This window comes from Streptomyces nogalater (genome assembly GCF_039532885.1).
Lineage (GTDB): Bacteria > Actinomycetota > Actinomycetes > Streptomycetales > Streptomycetaceae > Streptomyces > Streptomyces nogalater.
The window spans coordinates 24,222-38,744 of the sequence record NZ_BAAASM010000056.1; the positions used below are offsets into that span (position 1 = coordinate 24,222).

9 protein-coding genes and 1 pseudogene are annotated in these 14,523 nt (G+C 66.9%); 3 read left to right on the top strand and 7 right to left on the bottom strand.

Going from position 1 to position 14,523, the window contains the following annotated elements:
- Positions 1 to 104 precede the first annotated feature (104 nt).
- Positions 105 to 1,844 carry a lysine--tRNA ligase gene (gene lysS, locus ABD350_RS30720; RefSeq protein ID WP_344352189.1) on the top strand — a complete coding sequence of 580 codons (1,740 nt, stop codon included), beginning with the start codon at positions 105 to 107 and terminating at the stop codon, positions 1,842 to 1,844.
- A gap of 106 nt (positions 1,845 to 1,950) precedes the next feature.
- Entirely contained in the window at positions 1,951 to 2,988 is a 1,038-nt protein-coding gene (locus ABD350_RS30725; protein WP_344352190.1) for an alpha/beta hydrolase family protein, read from the top strand.
- A gap of 39 nt (positions 2,989 to 3,027) precedes the next feature.
- Here ABD350_RS30725 and ABD350_RS30730 read toward each other — a convergent pair.
- Positions 3,028 to 4,029: pseudogene (locus ABD350_RS30730) on the bottom strand (DUF2637 domain-containing protein); the annotation flags it as partial.
- A 114-nt stretch (positions 4,030 to 4,143) separates the two neighbouring features.
- Entirely contained in the window at positions 4,144 to 5,379 is a 1,236-nt protein-coding gene (locus ABD350_RS30735; RefSeq protein ID WP_344352192.1) for a hypothetical protein, read from the bottom strand.
- A gap of 608 nt (positions 5,380 to 5,987) precedes the next feature.
- Here ABD350_RS30735 and ABD350_RS30740 point away from each other — a divergent pair.
- Positions 5,988 to 7,079: an ATP-binding protein gene (locus ABD350_RS30740; RefSeq protein ID WP_344352194.1), complete on the top strand. Its 1,092-nt coding sequence runs from the start codon at positions 5,988 to 5,990 to the stop codon at positions 7,077 to 7,079.
- Positions 7,080 to 7,110: 31 nt separating this feature from the next.
- Here the strand turns inward: ABD350_RS30740 and ABD350_RS30745 are convergent, their stop codons facing one another.
- From ABD350_RS30745 to ABD350_RS30765, 5 genes are all read right to left on the bottom strand, one after another.
- Positions 7,111 to 8,448, bottom strand: coding sequence for a HEPN/Toprim-associated domain-containing protein (locus ABD350_RS30745; protein WP_344352195.1), 1,338 nt, complete (start codon positions 8,446 to 8,448; stop codon positions 7,111 to 7,113).
- A gap of 159 nt (positions 8,449 to 8,607) precedes the next feature.
- Entirely contained in the window at positions 8,608 to 9,009 is a 402-nt protein-coding gene (locus ABD350_RS30750) for a hypothetical protein (RefSeq protein WP_344352197.1), read from the bottom strand.
- Positions 9,006 to 11,108: a hypothetical protein gene (locus ABD350_RS30755; RefSeq protein WP_344352199.1), complete on the bottom strand. Its 2,103-nt coding sequence runs from the start codon at positions 11,106 to 11,108 to the stop codon at positions 9,006 to 9,008. Before ABD350_RS30755 ends, ABD350_RS30750 begins: the two co-directional genes overlap by 4 nt.
- Entirely contained in the window at positions 11,105 to 13,033 is a 1,929-nt protein-coding gene (locus ABD350_RS30760) for a hypothetical protein (RefSeq protein WP_344352200.1), read from the bottom strand. The genes ABD350_RS30755 and ABD350_RS30760 overlap by 4 nt, the downstream gene beginning before the upstream one ends.
- Positions 13,030 to 14,499, bottom strand: a complete 1,470-nt coding sequence (locus ABD350_RS30765) for a site-specific integrase (protein ID WP_344352201.1) — start codon at positions 14,497 to 14,499, stop codon at positions 13,030 to 13,032. Before ABD350_RS30765 ends, ABD350_RS30760 begins: the two co-directional genes overlap by 4 nt.
- Positions 14,500 to 14,523 lie beyond the last annotated feature (24 nt).

Sequence of the window (14,523 nt, forward strand, 5' to 3'; positions counted from 1 at the left end):
GTGGATGGATAGACCCGCCCAGTATCCCATGGGGGGTAAAGCCGTTTTCCCGGCCGACGGGCGGTCTGTGAGAATGGAGTCTCACCCCGTTCAGAAAGAAGGACGTGCCGATCGTGGCTCAGAGCACCGAGACCACCGACTGGGTCTCCCGTTTCGCGGATGAGGTCATCGAGGAGTCGGAGCGCCGGGCCCCGGGCAAACCGGTCGTCGTCGCGTCCGGCCTCTCCCCCTCGGGCCCGATCCACCTCGGCAACCTCCGCGAGGTCATGACCCCGCACCTGGTCGCCGACGAGATCCGCCGCCGCGGCCGCGAGGTCCGGCATCTGATCTCCTGGGACGACTACGACCGCTACCGCAAGGTGCCGGCCGGCGTCCCCGGTGTGGACGAGTCCTGGGCGGAGCACATCGGCAAGCCGCTGACCTCGGTCCCGGCGCCGAAGGGGTCGTCGTACCCGAACTGGGCCGAGCACTTCAAGGCCGCCATGGTCGAGGCGCTGGCCCAGCTCGGTGTGGAGTTCGACGGGATCAGCCAGACCGCGCAGTACACCTCCGGCGCCTACCGCGAGCAGATCCTGCACGCCATGAAGCACCGGAACGACATCGACGCGATCCTCGCCCAGTACCGGACGAAGAAGGCGCCGAAGAAGCAGCAGCAGAAGGCGGTGGACGAGGCCGAGCTGGAGGCCGAGGAGGGCTCCGGCGCCGCGTCCGAGGACGACGGCAGCTCCGGCTCCGCCGGGTACTTCCCGTACAAGCCGTACTGCGGCGGCTGCGGGAAGGACCTGACGACCGTCACCTCCTACGACGACGACACCACCGAGCTGTCGTACACCTGCACCGCCTGCGGCTTCGCCGAGACCGTCCGGCTCAGCGAGTTCGACCGCGGCAAGCTGGTGTGGAAGGTCGACTGGCCGATGCGCTGGGCGTACGAGGGCGTGGTCTTCGAGCCCAGCGGTGTGGACCACTCCTCGCCCGGCTCCAGCTTCCAGGTCGGCGGGCAGATCGTGCCGATCTTCGGCGGCAAGCAGCCCATCGGTCCGATGTACGCGTTCGTGGGCATCTCCGGCATGGCGAAGATGTCGTCCTCGCGCGGTGGCGTGCCCACCCCGTCGGACGCGCTGAAGATCATGGAGCCGCAGCTGCTGCGCTGGCTGTACGCCCGCCGCAAGCCCAACCAGTCCTTCAAGATCGCCTTCGACCAGGAGATCCAGCGGCTCTACGACGAGTGGGACAAGCTGGCCGCGAAGGTCGCCGACGGCTCCGCGCTGCCGGCCGATGTCGCCGCCTACACCCGCGCCGTCGGCACCGCCGCCGGTGAGCTGCCGAAGACGCCCCGCCCGCTGCCGTACCGCACGCTGGCCTCCGTCGCCGACATCACCGCCGGCCACGAGGACCAGGCGCTGCGGATCCTGTCCGAGCTGGACCCGGAGCAGCCGCTGGCCTCGCTGGACGAGGCGCGCCCGCGCTACGACCGGGCCGAGGCGTGGATCAACACGTACGTGCCCGCCGACCAGCGGACCATCGTGCGCGAGGAGCCCGACGCCGAGCTGCTGAAGTCCCTGGACGAGGCGTCCCGGCAGTCCGTACGGCTGCTGCTGGACGGGCTGGCCGACCACTGGTCCCTCGACGGGCTGACCCACCTCGTGTACGGCGTGCCGAAGGTGCAGGCCGGGTTCTCCGCCGACGCCACGCCGAAGGAGCTGCCGCCGGAGATCAAGACGGCCCAGCGGGCGTTCTTCGCCCTGCTGTACCACCTGCTCGTCGGCCGCGACACCGGTCCCCGCCTGCCCACCCTGCTGCTGGCCGTGGGCCAGGAGCGGGTACGGACGCTGCTCGGGGAGTAACCCGTAGGGGAAAAGGGGCCTTCTCCGAAAGGAGGGGGCCCCTTTTCGGGTGCCCGCCACGGCGAGGACGCTTGCGAGCGGGGGAAAGGAAACCATGGTCCGGCACATGTCCGAGGCGAGTGGCGAGGCGGACGCGGCCCTGCGGGAGCCGCTCGACCCGACGGGCGGGCTCCCGGGGACGCTGACCCTGCCCGCCGGCCGCACCGGCCCGGTGCCCGCCGTCGTCCTGCTGCACCCGTTCGGGGCGTGGGACCGCGACGGCAGCCTGCCGCCGGAGGCGACCGGCACCGGGCACGTACGTCTCTTCGTGGACCTGGAGCGGGCGTTCACCGCCGCCGGGGTGGCCGTCGCCCGGTTCGACTGCCGGTTCGTCACCGGCCGGGACGGGACCGGCTGGGACCCGGAGCGGGTCACCTTCCGGGGACTGGTGGACGACGCGCGGACGGCTTTCGCCGCCGTCCGCGCCCATCCGGCCGTCGACGCCGGCCGGGTCGCCTTCCTCGGCGTCTCGCTGGGCACCGAGGTGGCCGTCGCGGCGGCCGAGCGGCTCGGCGGTGAGCACACCCTGCTGCTGGTGGCGCCGGTCGCCGAGCACTACCCGGTGCGCTGGCGCTGGCTGAACGTGGAGCGGCGCACCGAGTGGCTGACGCTGCGGGGCCTGGTCGGCGCCGACGGCCGGACGGACCTGGCCGCGGCGGCCGCCGACCGGGTGGGCCGGTCCGGCTGGTGGGACGACTTCGACCTGCACGAGCGGCTCGGTCCCGCCGCCGCCCTGGAGGAGGTGCGGGCCCTGCTGGTCGCCCGTCATCAGGAGATCGTCACCGAGGCGTGCGCGCGGGGCGACGCGGACGCGCCCGCCGCGTACTGGCGGGACTGGTGCGGGCAGCCGCACGCCTTCGAGCGGATCACCGGCGTGCGCGGGACGGTCCGGGTGCACGTCGGCGACGACGACTGGACGACTCCGCCGCGGCAGGCCTGGCTGTTCCGGCAGGCCGCCCGGGAAGGCCTCGACGTGCGCGTCCGGCTCCACCCGGGCCTGGGGCACCTGATGTCCCTGCGGGCCGCGGACGGCACGCGGACCTACGGCCCCTTCACCCGCGAGGTACTCGACGCGCTGGTGGCGGAGCTGACCACCGGCGCCTGAGCCCCGGAGCATCCCGCCGGCCGGCGGGACGCTCCGGAGCTAGGCGATGTGGTCCTCCTCCAGTTCCGCGTTGAAGCGGTTGGTGAAGCGGTTGACCATGCGGTCGGCGTCGCGCGGGGCGAGCGTGATGCCGTACGTCGCCTCGACCGCCTCGCCGTACTGGTGCGGGGTGGGGAAGCTGCCGTCGATCGACTTGCGGAAGACCTGGTAGTACTCCTCCTCCGTCGGGTTCGGCTCCGGGCCGCCGCCGCCCTCGCCGAGTTCACGGGTGCGGGTCGGGCTCACCGGGATCGGGAAGCTGCCCGTCTCCTCGGGGGAGGGCTGCTGGAAGTCCTCCGGGGCCTGCTCCTCATACCAGCCCTCGTACTGCTCCTCGGGGGCGTACTGGGGTTCCTGGAGCATCGGGTCGTAGGTGGGGTCGTAGCCGCCGTGGTACTCGACCTCGCGCGGGGCCTGGAACCAGGGGCTCTCCTCGTCCGCCGGGGGCGTCTCGGCGGGCCGCTGTCCGGCGGCGGGGGCCGGCCGCTGCCGGGCCGGGGCCGCCGCGGCGGCGCGGTCGGCCGGGGCGGCACTGTCGGCGGAGGCGGAGGCGGGAGCGGGGGCGAGGGCCTGCGGCTGCGGGGCCGCGGGCAGCAGGACCGGGTCGATGCCGGCCGCGGCCAGGCCCGCCGGGGCGGTCTTCGCGAGCGGGACGCCGTAGCGCGCCAGGCGCAGCGGCATCAGGGACTCCACCGGGGCCTTGCGGCGCCAGGCGCGGCCGAAGCGGGAGCGCAGCCGGGCCTGGTAGACGAGACGTTCCTGCTCCAGCTTGATGACCTGGTCGTAGGAGCGCAGCTCCCACAGCTTCATGCGGCGCCACAGCAGGAACGTCGGGAGCGGGGAGAGCAGCCAGCGGGTGAGGCGGACGCCCTCCATGTGCTTGTCCGCCGTGATGTCGGCGATGCGGCCGACCGCGTGCCGGGCCGCCTCCACCGACACCACGAACAGCACCGGGATCACCGCGTGCATGCCCACGCCCAGCGGGTCGGGCCAGGCGGCGGCTTATGCAATCGCGGACTTGTCCGGTGATGCTCTGAGTGTGTTCTGCTCCGTGCATTCCATGCTTGGCACCAGCGAGTGAGGACATTAGGGCAATTGGGGAGCTGGCCTCTCTGGTTACTCTGCGTCGGTGTCTCGGCGGAACGAAACAGGCACGATGAAGTCGGGGACCTGCTCCCACAGGGAGGTCGCGACGTGCTCCGGCATCCAGGGCGAGTAGGTGTCCTCAGGCCTCACCATGTTCTCGAACCGCAGCAACTGGGCCCGAGGGAGCAACTCCACGATCTCCGATCTGAGCTGCTCAGTCACCGACTTGGTGATGTTGCTCGTGCTCACGCTGACAGACGCCGGTTCCAGGTCGATGATGAGAGCAGGGACCTCCTCCAGAGGCAACTCTATGTACCGGAGCGTGTCCCTTAGTCGCTTCAGGACCACTGCGTTCTGCTTCATGACCAGCAGTCGGGGAATCGACCGATGCAGATTTCGAGCGTCGTAGAGCGGCAGATTTGGATTGACCTTCTCGAACTGAAGGCTGCTTTTGATCGGTGGCGGCCGGAACTCTGAAGTCTGCGTGGTGAGGCGGAGGATTGGCTGTCCACGCGGTGCCACTTCCGCTGACGTGCTGTTGTACCCGTCGTCGAGGGCTTCGTCGAGCACCTGCTGGGTCTGCATCCGGTACATGTTCATCAGGCCGCTCAGGACGATCACCAAGCGGTAGCCGGCGTCCAGCGCCTGCGCGATGACTCCTGCCGCGATCAGTGTCTTGCCCGTACCTGGTGGCGCCAACACAACCCCACTGGATCGCTGAGCGCGCTCCGCTGTGGGAGGGGCCAAGCCCGCCACCGCACGCCAGCAGACCCTGTCCAGCATCTCCATCTGCATCTCAGGAGCTCCGCGATCGGTCAGGAACGTCGTGAACGCAGACCAGCGCCCTTGCGACGAGACCAACTCCATGACTTGCAGTCGGGACTCGGCCAGTTGCGCCCGAGAGAGGGCTGCATCACGATCACGCCGCAGTACGTCGGCCTCCCGATGGACCATCTTCATCAACGCCGACCAGCCCTCACGGTCCATCAAGGCTTGTCGGTGAAGGGCGAAGATGCGCGTCTCGAGTTCGGCCGTGACGGTGGCTCCAGGGAGTTTTCGCACTTCGCGGAGCAGCGCTTCGATGAACGGTCGCGGCGGCAGTCGCTCGCCGCGCAGGTACCGGTTCACTCCCGTGTGGTCCATATGGATGCGGGCGCTGAACTCCCGTTGAGAGCAGCCGAGTTCCGCGAACAGGGCGCACAACGCTTCCGCCAGCTCAACCTGCGCCGAACTGTCTGGGGTGTCTCCCCCTGCATTCGTAGTCATAGACACGGGAACGTTTGTACCTGCAGGAACGCGTCCAGGCGAGGTGTTGCGGGCCAATGTCAACACGGTGCGCCGGGCGCAACATCCCGACCCGATCCGAAGCTGGGGTCCTCCAACAACCCGGAAGGACCAGAAACATGGGACAGGGGCTCGCCGAACGAGTCAGGGGCGCACTTCGTGACCTCAGTGACCGGGCCAAGCAGTTGATCCGCGCGCATCTGGCTGACGCCCGCCGCGGCATCGTCCACGGCGTCTTCAGTGGCCTCGGAGCCACTGCTGTCTCCGCGCTCGTGTGGTGGGTCCAGAAGTAGTAGGGGTGACTGTGATGGCCGCTTGGACGGCCTGTTCGGAGCCAGCTGCGACGGCAGCGGCACCCATGATGTGCATGACCGGGCGCCAGGTCCTACGACCTCGCCCGGGCTCATCTCCTAAGCTCAAGGGTGTCGATCTCCTCATCGAGGTCCGCGACGTAGCCCCTTGCACGCGCCCCCGACTGGATCAACGACATCGCTCACACAGCTGTCACTCTTGGGTGAATCTGGAAGTGATTACCATTGAGAAATGGCGGTGGGGTGTGCTCTGGTTGGAGCAGGAGGGGGATGCGTCGCGTGGCCGCAATCGAGTCAGTGGTGTTCGACCGGGATCGGCACAAGCTGATCCTGGCGAATGGTGAGTCCCGTCGTGGAGTCGATTTCGATGACTTCCTTGTCCACTCCGATGACCTGAAGGGTATGCGCCCCACCGATCTCAAGGGCGCTCTGCAGCGGGTAGCGGACGGCGGCGAGGTCGTGGTTAATGTCACTTACGACGATAGCGTCGATGAGGAGTATTCCGTTGCGGAACCCATCTCCTTCAGGTTTCTTGCGGGCCAACTGAAAGTCTCAGTTGGTCATGCTTCTGATGACTATGATGACGATGAAACGGCGGCCACAGCGTTTTCATCACTCCTGAGCCCCTACCTGAAGCGTTGCCGAGCCTCGGTGGCGAAGGTGGAGATGGATTCACACTATGTCCATCCGCTTGTTTGGAATATCGAGATATCGTGCTCGCCGCGTGGGCGGGATATGGCGGACTTTTTCCAGATTGGCAAAGGTGCCCTCGCTCTCCTGCAGGCATTTGAGAGCGGAGAGTTGACCCGAGAGACGACCCTCGACCTACTTCGTTCTGGTAATGCGCAGGTTTTGATCGGACAGGAGGAGGGCCCTTGGCTCGATGTAAAAAGCGCCCACTACGACCTCCAGTCTCCCTCGGGGAAGATCTCCATCGCGCAAGCCGTCGCCCGCTTCGCTAATGCTGAGCACGGCGGGATCGTCGTGGTCGGCATGCGCGGCAAGAAGGTACCCGGCGGTGAGATCATTAGCAGCGTCTGTCCAGTCCCGGTGGATGGCCGAACACTCCGCAGGTATCAGACCGCCATCGAGCAGCATTTGTATCCACCGCCGGACTATCTCGACATCGAGGCAGTGTCAACTGATGGAGGGAACCTGGTACTTCTGCATATCCCGCCTCAGCCCGAGGAGCACAAGCCATTCCTTGTTCACGGAGCGATAGTGGATGGGAAGGTTGAAGGCGCCTTCATCAGCGTCGTTCGACGTCGCGGTGAATCATCGATCCCGATCACCGCTCCAGCTGTGCACGCTACTTTGGCGGCTGGCCGTGCGCTTCTTCGGCGTGGGGAAGTACCTAAGGATCTAGGGTGACCATCACCGGCAGTCCCTGGGTGGCGGATCGTTACTCGGGCTCAGGCTCAGCCAAGCTGATGAGGGTCTCGGCCAGGCGGCGCATTGGGTCCCATTCACTCCCGAGAGGCTTCTCACCCGTTTCGGCTTCCAGGAGCGTCTCTTTGATGCGCTCCTGGACGTAGGGTTTATTGGCAAGTTCGCCTTGGTAGTCGTTCATGGAGTCGATGTGGCTCTTCCAGCGGACGGGGACTAGCTTCCCATCTGGCCCGAGCAGACAGTGTCGGCCGAAGTAGAACTCCACGGAGCAGGCGCGACCCGTGACATCGTCAGTTGAAGTGCCTGAAGGACCGAGGGCCGGGTAGGAGTGCGCGTAGTCCAGGTCGGGGAGCTTGCAGACCGCGTAGTGGTCGGGGAGAGGTGTGCTGGCAAGCTGTTTCTCGGCTTGGCGACCCGCTGTGTCGTTGTCCAGGATTCCGATCACTCGGTTCATAACTCCGGCGGCTGCAAAGCTCCTTAGGTTCTTTACGACCTGATCGGTGCCGCCAGCGGCCTTTGTGGTCTCAAGGTCCCAGAATTTGAAGTATCCGGCGATTTCGGGACGGACGAGTCTGAGTGCTCGCGGTATCACCTCCGCATCGAACTTTCCTTCAGTGATCACAATGATCGGGCCCGTGCTTGCGGTCATGAGGCTTAGCTCGTGGATCGCCTGAGCGGACAAATCTTCAAAGCTGCTGCAGTAGTCGGCCGCCAGAAGATCTGACAGGTCCATCGTCAGCGTGTTTTGCGGTTCTTGGCCGTAGAGAAGTGCGGCAAGGAGGAACCTCGGATCATCGGTGCCGGCCTCGAAATAGAATTCCAACTCGTCCAGACATGCCCTCTCAACCAGATCGAGGTGCTCGTCATCGAAGCCGTGGCGGGTACATGCCTTGATGTGGGCTGCGAGGCCGGTGTCGATGACTTGCTCGCAGGACATCTGATGAGGTGTCCCGCGAACCCCCTGCGCTGGGCTGACGAGGAGTACGTCCTCTTCTTGCCCGTCGTCCTTGAGCTCTGATCTGCGGATCTCTGCCATCGACCGTCTGCTGGCCTCAGGCGTGAAGCCCATGAGCCTCAGCCGCGTGAGGACGGTCCCGACCGTTGTGCGATAGCCGAAGCGGTCGGATGGGTCTGTGTCATCGTCGTCCCCTTGCGCCAGTGCCTGTAGCTCCGGCGGGACCTCTTGTCCTGCGGGAACACTGTTTAGCTGGTCAATGCCGAGCGCCCAGTCGGCATCCATGTACTTGTCTTCTTCTTGGAAGATGGTCATGAGCCGGGACGGAATCTCGTTCTTGCCGGACAGGATCCGCCGCTCCTCCAGCAGTAGCCGCCATTTGTCTCCCACGAGCACCTCGTCTCAACGCCGTCACCATCACAGTGATGATCCCAGTGATGCTTCTGCGTTGGCTCCATCGCTGGCCACTGCTTCGTGCGGTGATACAACGATCGTGAGGGCGAAGGTGCGGGGCCCGCCAAGGCGGGCCCCGCACCTTCGTGACGTGCCGTTCGGTCAAGTGCGGTTGGTGCGGCGACGGGTGAGGTCTGTAACCCCCTCAAGCTTCTGCACCTGGGACCGCAGTTGCTCGTTCTCCAGGGTGAGTTGCCGGATCCTCTCGGCGTACACCGCGATGATCCTGCGGGCGTCCTCCTTCTCGCGACGGAGCCGGGCGATCGTTTCCGCCGGCGTTGGTGGCAGGTCGACCGTGACAGCTCTGTCCTTGCGGCTCTCTGCCGTGCGGAGTTTGAACTCCTCGATGAGGTGTGGGTAGTTGCGGTAGAAGGTGGCGTGCGGGATGACGAGGCGCTTCTCCACAGCCGAAATACGGGGGTGCCGTCCGGCTTCTTCGGACTCCTTCAGGACGGTGTCCATGACGGCGCGGACTTCGTCGTCGTTGGGGACTTGGCGGGTCACTGGGCTTCCTTGAGATCTGTGGTTGGGATGTCGTTTGCGGTGAGGAATCGGGCCACCTCGATCCGCTTCTTCTCCAGGCGGGCGCGGACGTACGGGGCGAGTTCGATGCCGTGTTCCACGGCCCGGTCGAGGCGCCGGATCCAGCGGTGGAAAGCGTCGATGTTCTCGTGGCTGAGCGCGACGTTGCGGCACTGCAGCGGCTGGCAGTCGGGCAGGGACGGTCCGTCGCTCTTGTCCTTGCGGCACAGGGCGCGGTCGGGGTTGTGGACGCAGGTCACGAATTCCCCGGGATAGATGTGGGGGTCGTGGCGCTTCATGTGGCGTTCCAGGCGTTTGCGGTCGGGGATGACCTTGCCCTGGAACTGGACGTGGTGTTCCAGGTGGGTGAGACGCTCCTCGGCTTCCCGTCCCGCCGGGCCGGTCAGCCGCCGGAACTCTCCGGTGAGGATGATGTCGCCGAGCTTCTCTCCGCGGGCGATGGCTCGTTCAGCCTCGACCTCCTGGCGGAAGCCGGACGCCGAGGTGCCCGCATATCCTTCGAACATCTGGACACTGTGGTGCCGGTACTGGATTGCCCCGGCGATGGTGCCGCCCTCCTGGCGTGCGATGAACCAGGCCAGGGTGCGGCGGAACTGGCTGGTCTTGATGTTCCATGCCTTGCCGTCGACGTCCGGGATGGAGTCGGGACGGTTGTGTTCGGCGCAGTAGGTGTTGACCCAGCGCATGAAGTCCCGCATGTCCTTGTTGGTCAGGCCGGTCAGGCGCACAGTGTCCCGCTCGTGCCAGACGGACGCGAACAGGTACTCCTGCCCGGCCGGTTGAGTGGCTTCCAGGACCTCGACGGCGCGGGCGACGGAGGGCGCGACCACCCAGGTGGCCTCGACGCCGGTCGGCGTGTCCTCGCCCTTGTACGCCATGCTCTTCACGTAGTGGCGGGCCGGGCGGCCGGTGTCGTCACGCCAGGTCGTGAGGCAGCCGCGGCGCATGTGCTTGACCTCGCTGTCGCGCATGCCGGACAGATTGGCGATGACGATGTAGCAGGCGGCATGCAGCAGCCGAAGCAGCACCTTTACGTCGTCGAAGGCGATCGTGCGAAGCCACTGGCGGCCGTCGAGTTGGCCGCGGACCTCTGTCCATAGGTAAGTGCCGTCATCGATGCCGAGTTCCTCCGCCGCCTCGTCGACGAGTGCCGCGCAGATCCCCTTGGCAGGCGTTCCGCGGAAGCACTGTGCCTGCCTCGCCAGGTGGGCGTGGTTGACAGGTGGGCGGTCGTTGTAGGGACCGTTCGTCTTCCAGCCGAGGGGGAGCTTGCGGCCGGCAGCGCGGTAGCGGTCGAGTACAGCCTCCAAACGCTCGTACGTCGATGGTGTGCCCGGCGGAGCGGGCGACTGCCTCCCGTACACGGGGAGGTCCTTCAGCTCGTTCCACTCCTGTTGAGCACGCAGGACATCCTCGGAGAAGTCTTCTACCCAGCGCAGCGCCCAGATGAGTAGCGGGGATAGAACCTGTTCGGGAATGCGCTCCGTGGCGTTCTCGCCGGTGGCGCGGGGTGCTGCCGGCCGGTAGCCCTGGTGCCAGACCTCGACGGGATCGAGAGCCAGCCCACCGCTGGGAAGTTTGGTCCGGAACAGCCACAGAGTGCGTGCGGCGAATCGCTTGCTCGTACGGGTGGTGTCGCTCTTGTGCCGGGCGTCGACGTACTGGCCCCATTGCTCGAAGTCCTCGGCGGTGAGGTCTGAGAGGAAGGCGGCGCCGCGCCGGCTGATCCAGTTGATGAACTCCTTCACTTCGTAGAAGCGGCCGACGATCGTCTCGATGGACGACGGGGTGACCCCGTGCGGCAGGTCGTTGGTCAAGTACCGGTAGATCAGTTCTTTGACGACGGGGCGGAAGCGGTCGGGGATTGACTCGAAGTGCAGGTTCCAGGCTCGCTGGTGGCGTTTGTGGACCGCGGGTGTCAGGTTCCACACGTCGTCGGCGAAACGACTCGTCTCCTGCAGGACCGCATCGAGGACCAGGGGGCGTTCGGCCAGGACAAGGGCGTGCGGGGCGATGCTAGGGACGAGCGGTTCGGGGAGCAGTGCGGTGGCGGTTGTCACTGGGGTTCCTTCGGGCCGTCGAGCAGGTCGAGGGGCGGGAGCGTGGGCTTGTTGTGGGCGGCCTTCTTCAGTTGGCCGTCGGTGAAGCGGGGCAGGATCAGGCGGGTGATGGTCAGCCAGGTGCGGCCGTGGCGGGCGATCCAGGCGTCCACGGTCAGCTCCTGCAATGCCGTCTGCAGTGCGTCCAGCAGTGCCAGGAGCGCGGGCAGGTGCCGTTCCGCGACCAGGGCGTTGGGGCAGCTGAGGCAGGTCAGGAAGGACACGTTGCACTCGGCTCCGGTGTCCGGATGATGATCGAAGTCCAGGCACGAGCTGGCGAGGGTGTCCAGCTCGCCGGCCGTGGCACTCTTGAGCGTCGCTGCGGTCGTGCCCAGCGCGGATGCCACTACTTCCGGAGCACGAGCGGCTTCCTGCTCCATCTCGCCGCTGAGAACGCGCAGGTGGAAGGCGCGAGCGCTCGACTCGGCGTCGGCGAGAGCGGCGTCCAGCACCTTCTCCGCCCACTCCTTGACCGTCTTGTCGCCCCGCAGGTAGTGATCGAAGCTGACATCGATGGTGTTGGTCCGCGAGGCCGACGGCAGGTGCCCTCCGAGCGCCTTGACTGTCCGAACTTCGACCGTGGTCTTGATGCGGTTGCCGTTGACCAGCAGAGGGAGCGGTTCACCGGTTCCCGGATCTGTCTCGTCCGCCGTCAGGCCGTGGCGGCGAGCCCACGCCTTCAGTTCGTAGCCGCCCTTGAGGCTGACGGCGAAGGGATCACGGTGGCCATGGGCGGCGGCTGTCTTCTCCCACAAGGAACCGGAGCGGGCCCCGGCACCGCGCCAGATGCTCCACACCCGGGTGTCGCCGGTGAAGCGCCGACCTCGTGCGGTGAGCCGGTGCAGCAGCAGATAGAACCCACCGGGCGTGTGCAGCTGGCGGCTCTGATGGGGGCCGACCTCCCACAGGACCGTCGTGTGAACATGCTGCTTGTCGCGGCGCCGCTTGGTCAGGTGCACGCGGACGGCGCGGCCATCAAGGATCTCGTGCTCAGCGCCGAGCTCCTTGATGGTCTCGACGTTCCGGCCGCTGAGTCCGACGGCCAGCACGACGAGCGGGGGCAGGTCGGCGATAGTCAGGAAGAGTTGACTCGCCAGCTCGGTCTCGGCCGCGTGGTCCCAGTTTCCCGACCCGGGGTCGCGATGGACCCGGGGGACGACCGCCGTGCGGTCCATCGCGTCCAGGACGGCGCCGCGCTCGCGCTCTTCCTCGCTCAGTGCGCCAGGGTTGGTCCGGTAGGCGTTCAACAGGCGCTCGGCAGCATCGATCCGGTCTCGGATGGCCGCGACGTCGCTGCGGGCAGCGGTCATGAGATCTCGGAACTCGCGGTCTGAGTATCCCGAGACCCCGCCGCGGTGCTGGCGCTTCCACAGACCGGTGCTGTGGCGGTACTGGGTGAGGTGGTCACGGAGTTCAGAGCCGAGGACGTCAGGCTGTATGACGCGCAGCAGATTGCGGATCTCCGAGAGATCCCGCTCGGCTGTGTGCTCGTTGACGGCCTCCATACGGTGGAAGCGGTGGCGCTCCAGGTGACGGGGGGTGAGAGCGGCCAGGTCGTGGGGCGGGTTCTTCAGCGTTGCGAGGAACAGGAGGAAGCGTCGGAGAATGGTGAAGGAGGAGTTGGCGCTGTTCAGGGTCCGCAGCTCGCCTGCGACACCGGTACGGGTGGCGAAGGCGACGGCGAACTCGGCACGCAGTGCGGGCAGGGGCAGCTTGCTGAAGTCGAAGGTCTTACTGCGGCCGTCCTCACCATGGAACGCCACGAGCAGCGTGCGGGCCGCTCTTTCGGCGGCCGGCTCGGACTCGTACGGTCCGCTGGGCATCACGGAGGGACGGCCTCGACCGGCGCGTGCGGGCCGGGACGGGACGGTGGTGTCGTCGGTCATGCGGAAGCGCTCTCCGGGGCGGCGGGGACGAGGTCGTCGAGTTCTTCGGGGCGGACGTGCGCCGCGTCCCAGTCGTCGGGGATGAGTGCCTGGCGGGTTTCCCACTCCAGTTCCTGCAGGGTGTGCAGGTACTTCTCCGTGGTCGTCCGGGACCTGTGACCGAGCCGAATGCGCAGCCAGTTCACGGGATCGCCGAAGATCCGCTGGTAGGCGCCGCGCTGCTCCAGGTTCATTGAGCCGAGGCTGGCGATGTGACCCCGCATGAGCAGTTCGAGAGTGATGACGGCGAAGGAGTGCCGCAGCTGGTGGGCGTGACTGGTCACGTCCAGGCCGACCCTGTCGCACCGCTGGTTGGCCGTGGTGAACACGGCCTGCCAGCAGGAACGAGCGCTGGGCAGACCGTGCTCGTTCAGCCACAGCGCGGCGGGCTCCAGGCCGTCAGGAGTGTCGATCAGCAGGCGGCGGCGCTCGGCGTGCCCGAGCTGGTCGACGCCGAGCCGCCTGCCACCGACGTCCACGAGCGGCCTGTTGATGTCGGTGATGATCAACGGGTTCCGGATGCGCTCGTAGACACCCTGGTTCCGGGCCAGCTCGATGGCCTCGGCTCGCTCCTCCTCGATGTACTCGTACAGGGCGGCCAAGTCGCTGTGCGTGAAGTAGACGGTGCGGGCTGACCCGTACTTCGCGATTGTGGCGGGCAGCCAGGAACGGGCGTTCACCATGCCCGGGACCGGGCGAGGCACCTCGAACAGCGAAAGAGACGTCTGCTCGCACAGCCGCATCCCGCTGCGGATCATCAAATCCGTGTACGTCCTGTTGCGCGATCCAAAGCGGCCCCGGAACGACGGGTCCTCCAGACCCTGCCGGGTGAAGCCCCGTACTCCGACATCACGCCACATGCAGTACATGGCGGGGGTGAGCCACTTCAGGTGGTTGCGGGAGCCGGTGTGCGACAGCTCGGCGGGCACGGAACGTGGCCCGTGGCCGCGGTGGTCGCGAGTCTCCCGCTGGACGATCGGGTTCTGGCGGGCGTACGTCTTGCGCAGCGCCCAGCGGTAGAACTGATTGACGGTGCCGACCTCCCTGTCCCAGGTCACCGCCTGGACGTGCGGGCCCCGCTGATCGACGGTCCGCCACCGCTTGTACGCGGCGCGGTCGTCGGAGTCCGCGTCCCGCCAGTCCTTGTGACCACGGCTGACCCACAAGAACGTCAGCCACAGCTTCAGGTCCGAGGCGTACGCCCTGAGCGTGTCCGTGGGCGCGGAGGCCAACTCGGTACTGAAGAAGGCGTTGAGCTCGATGTCGTAGTGGCCTGTTGGCGAGATGAGGTAGGGCTGTCCTTCGGGAACGGAGCGCTCGTCCAGCCAGGGGTCCAGGTCGCCCAGTGTGTCGATGAATGGGTCGGCGGCGCGGGGCCGGGGCAGTTCGTAGCGGGTGTAGAAAACCCGCCAGGCAAGGTCGTTCATGGTTCCTGTCGTGGGGTTGTTCGG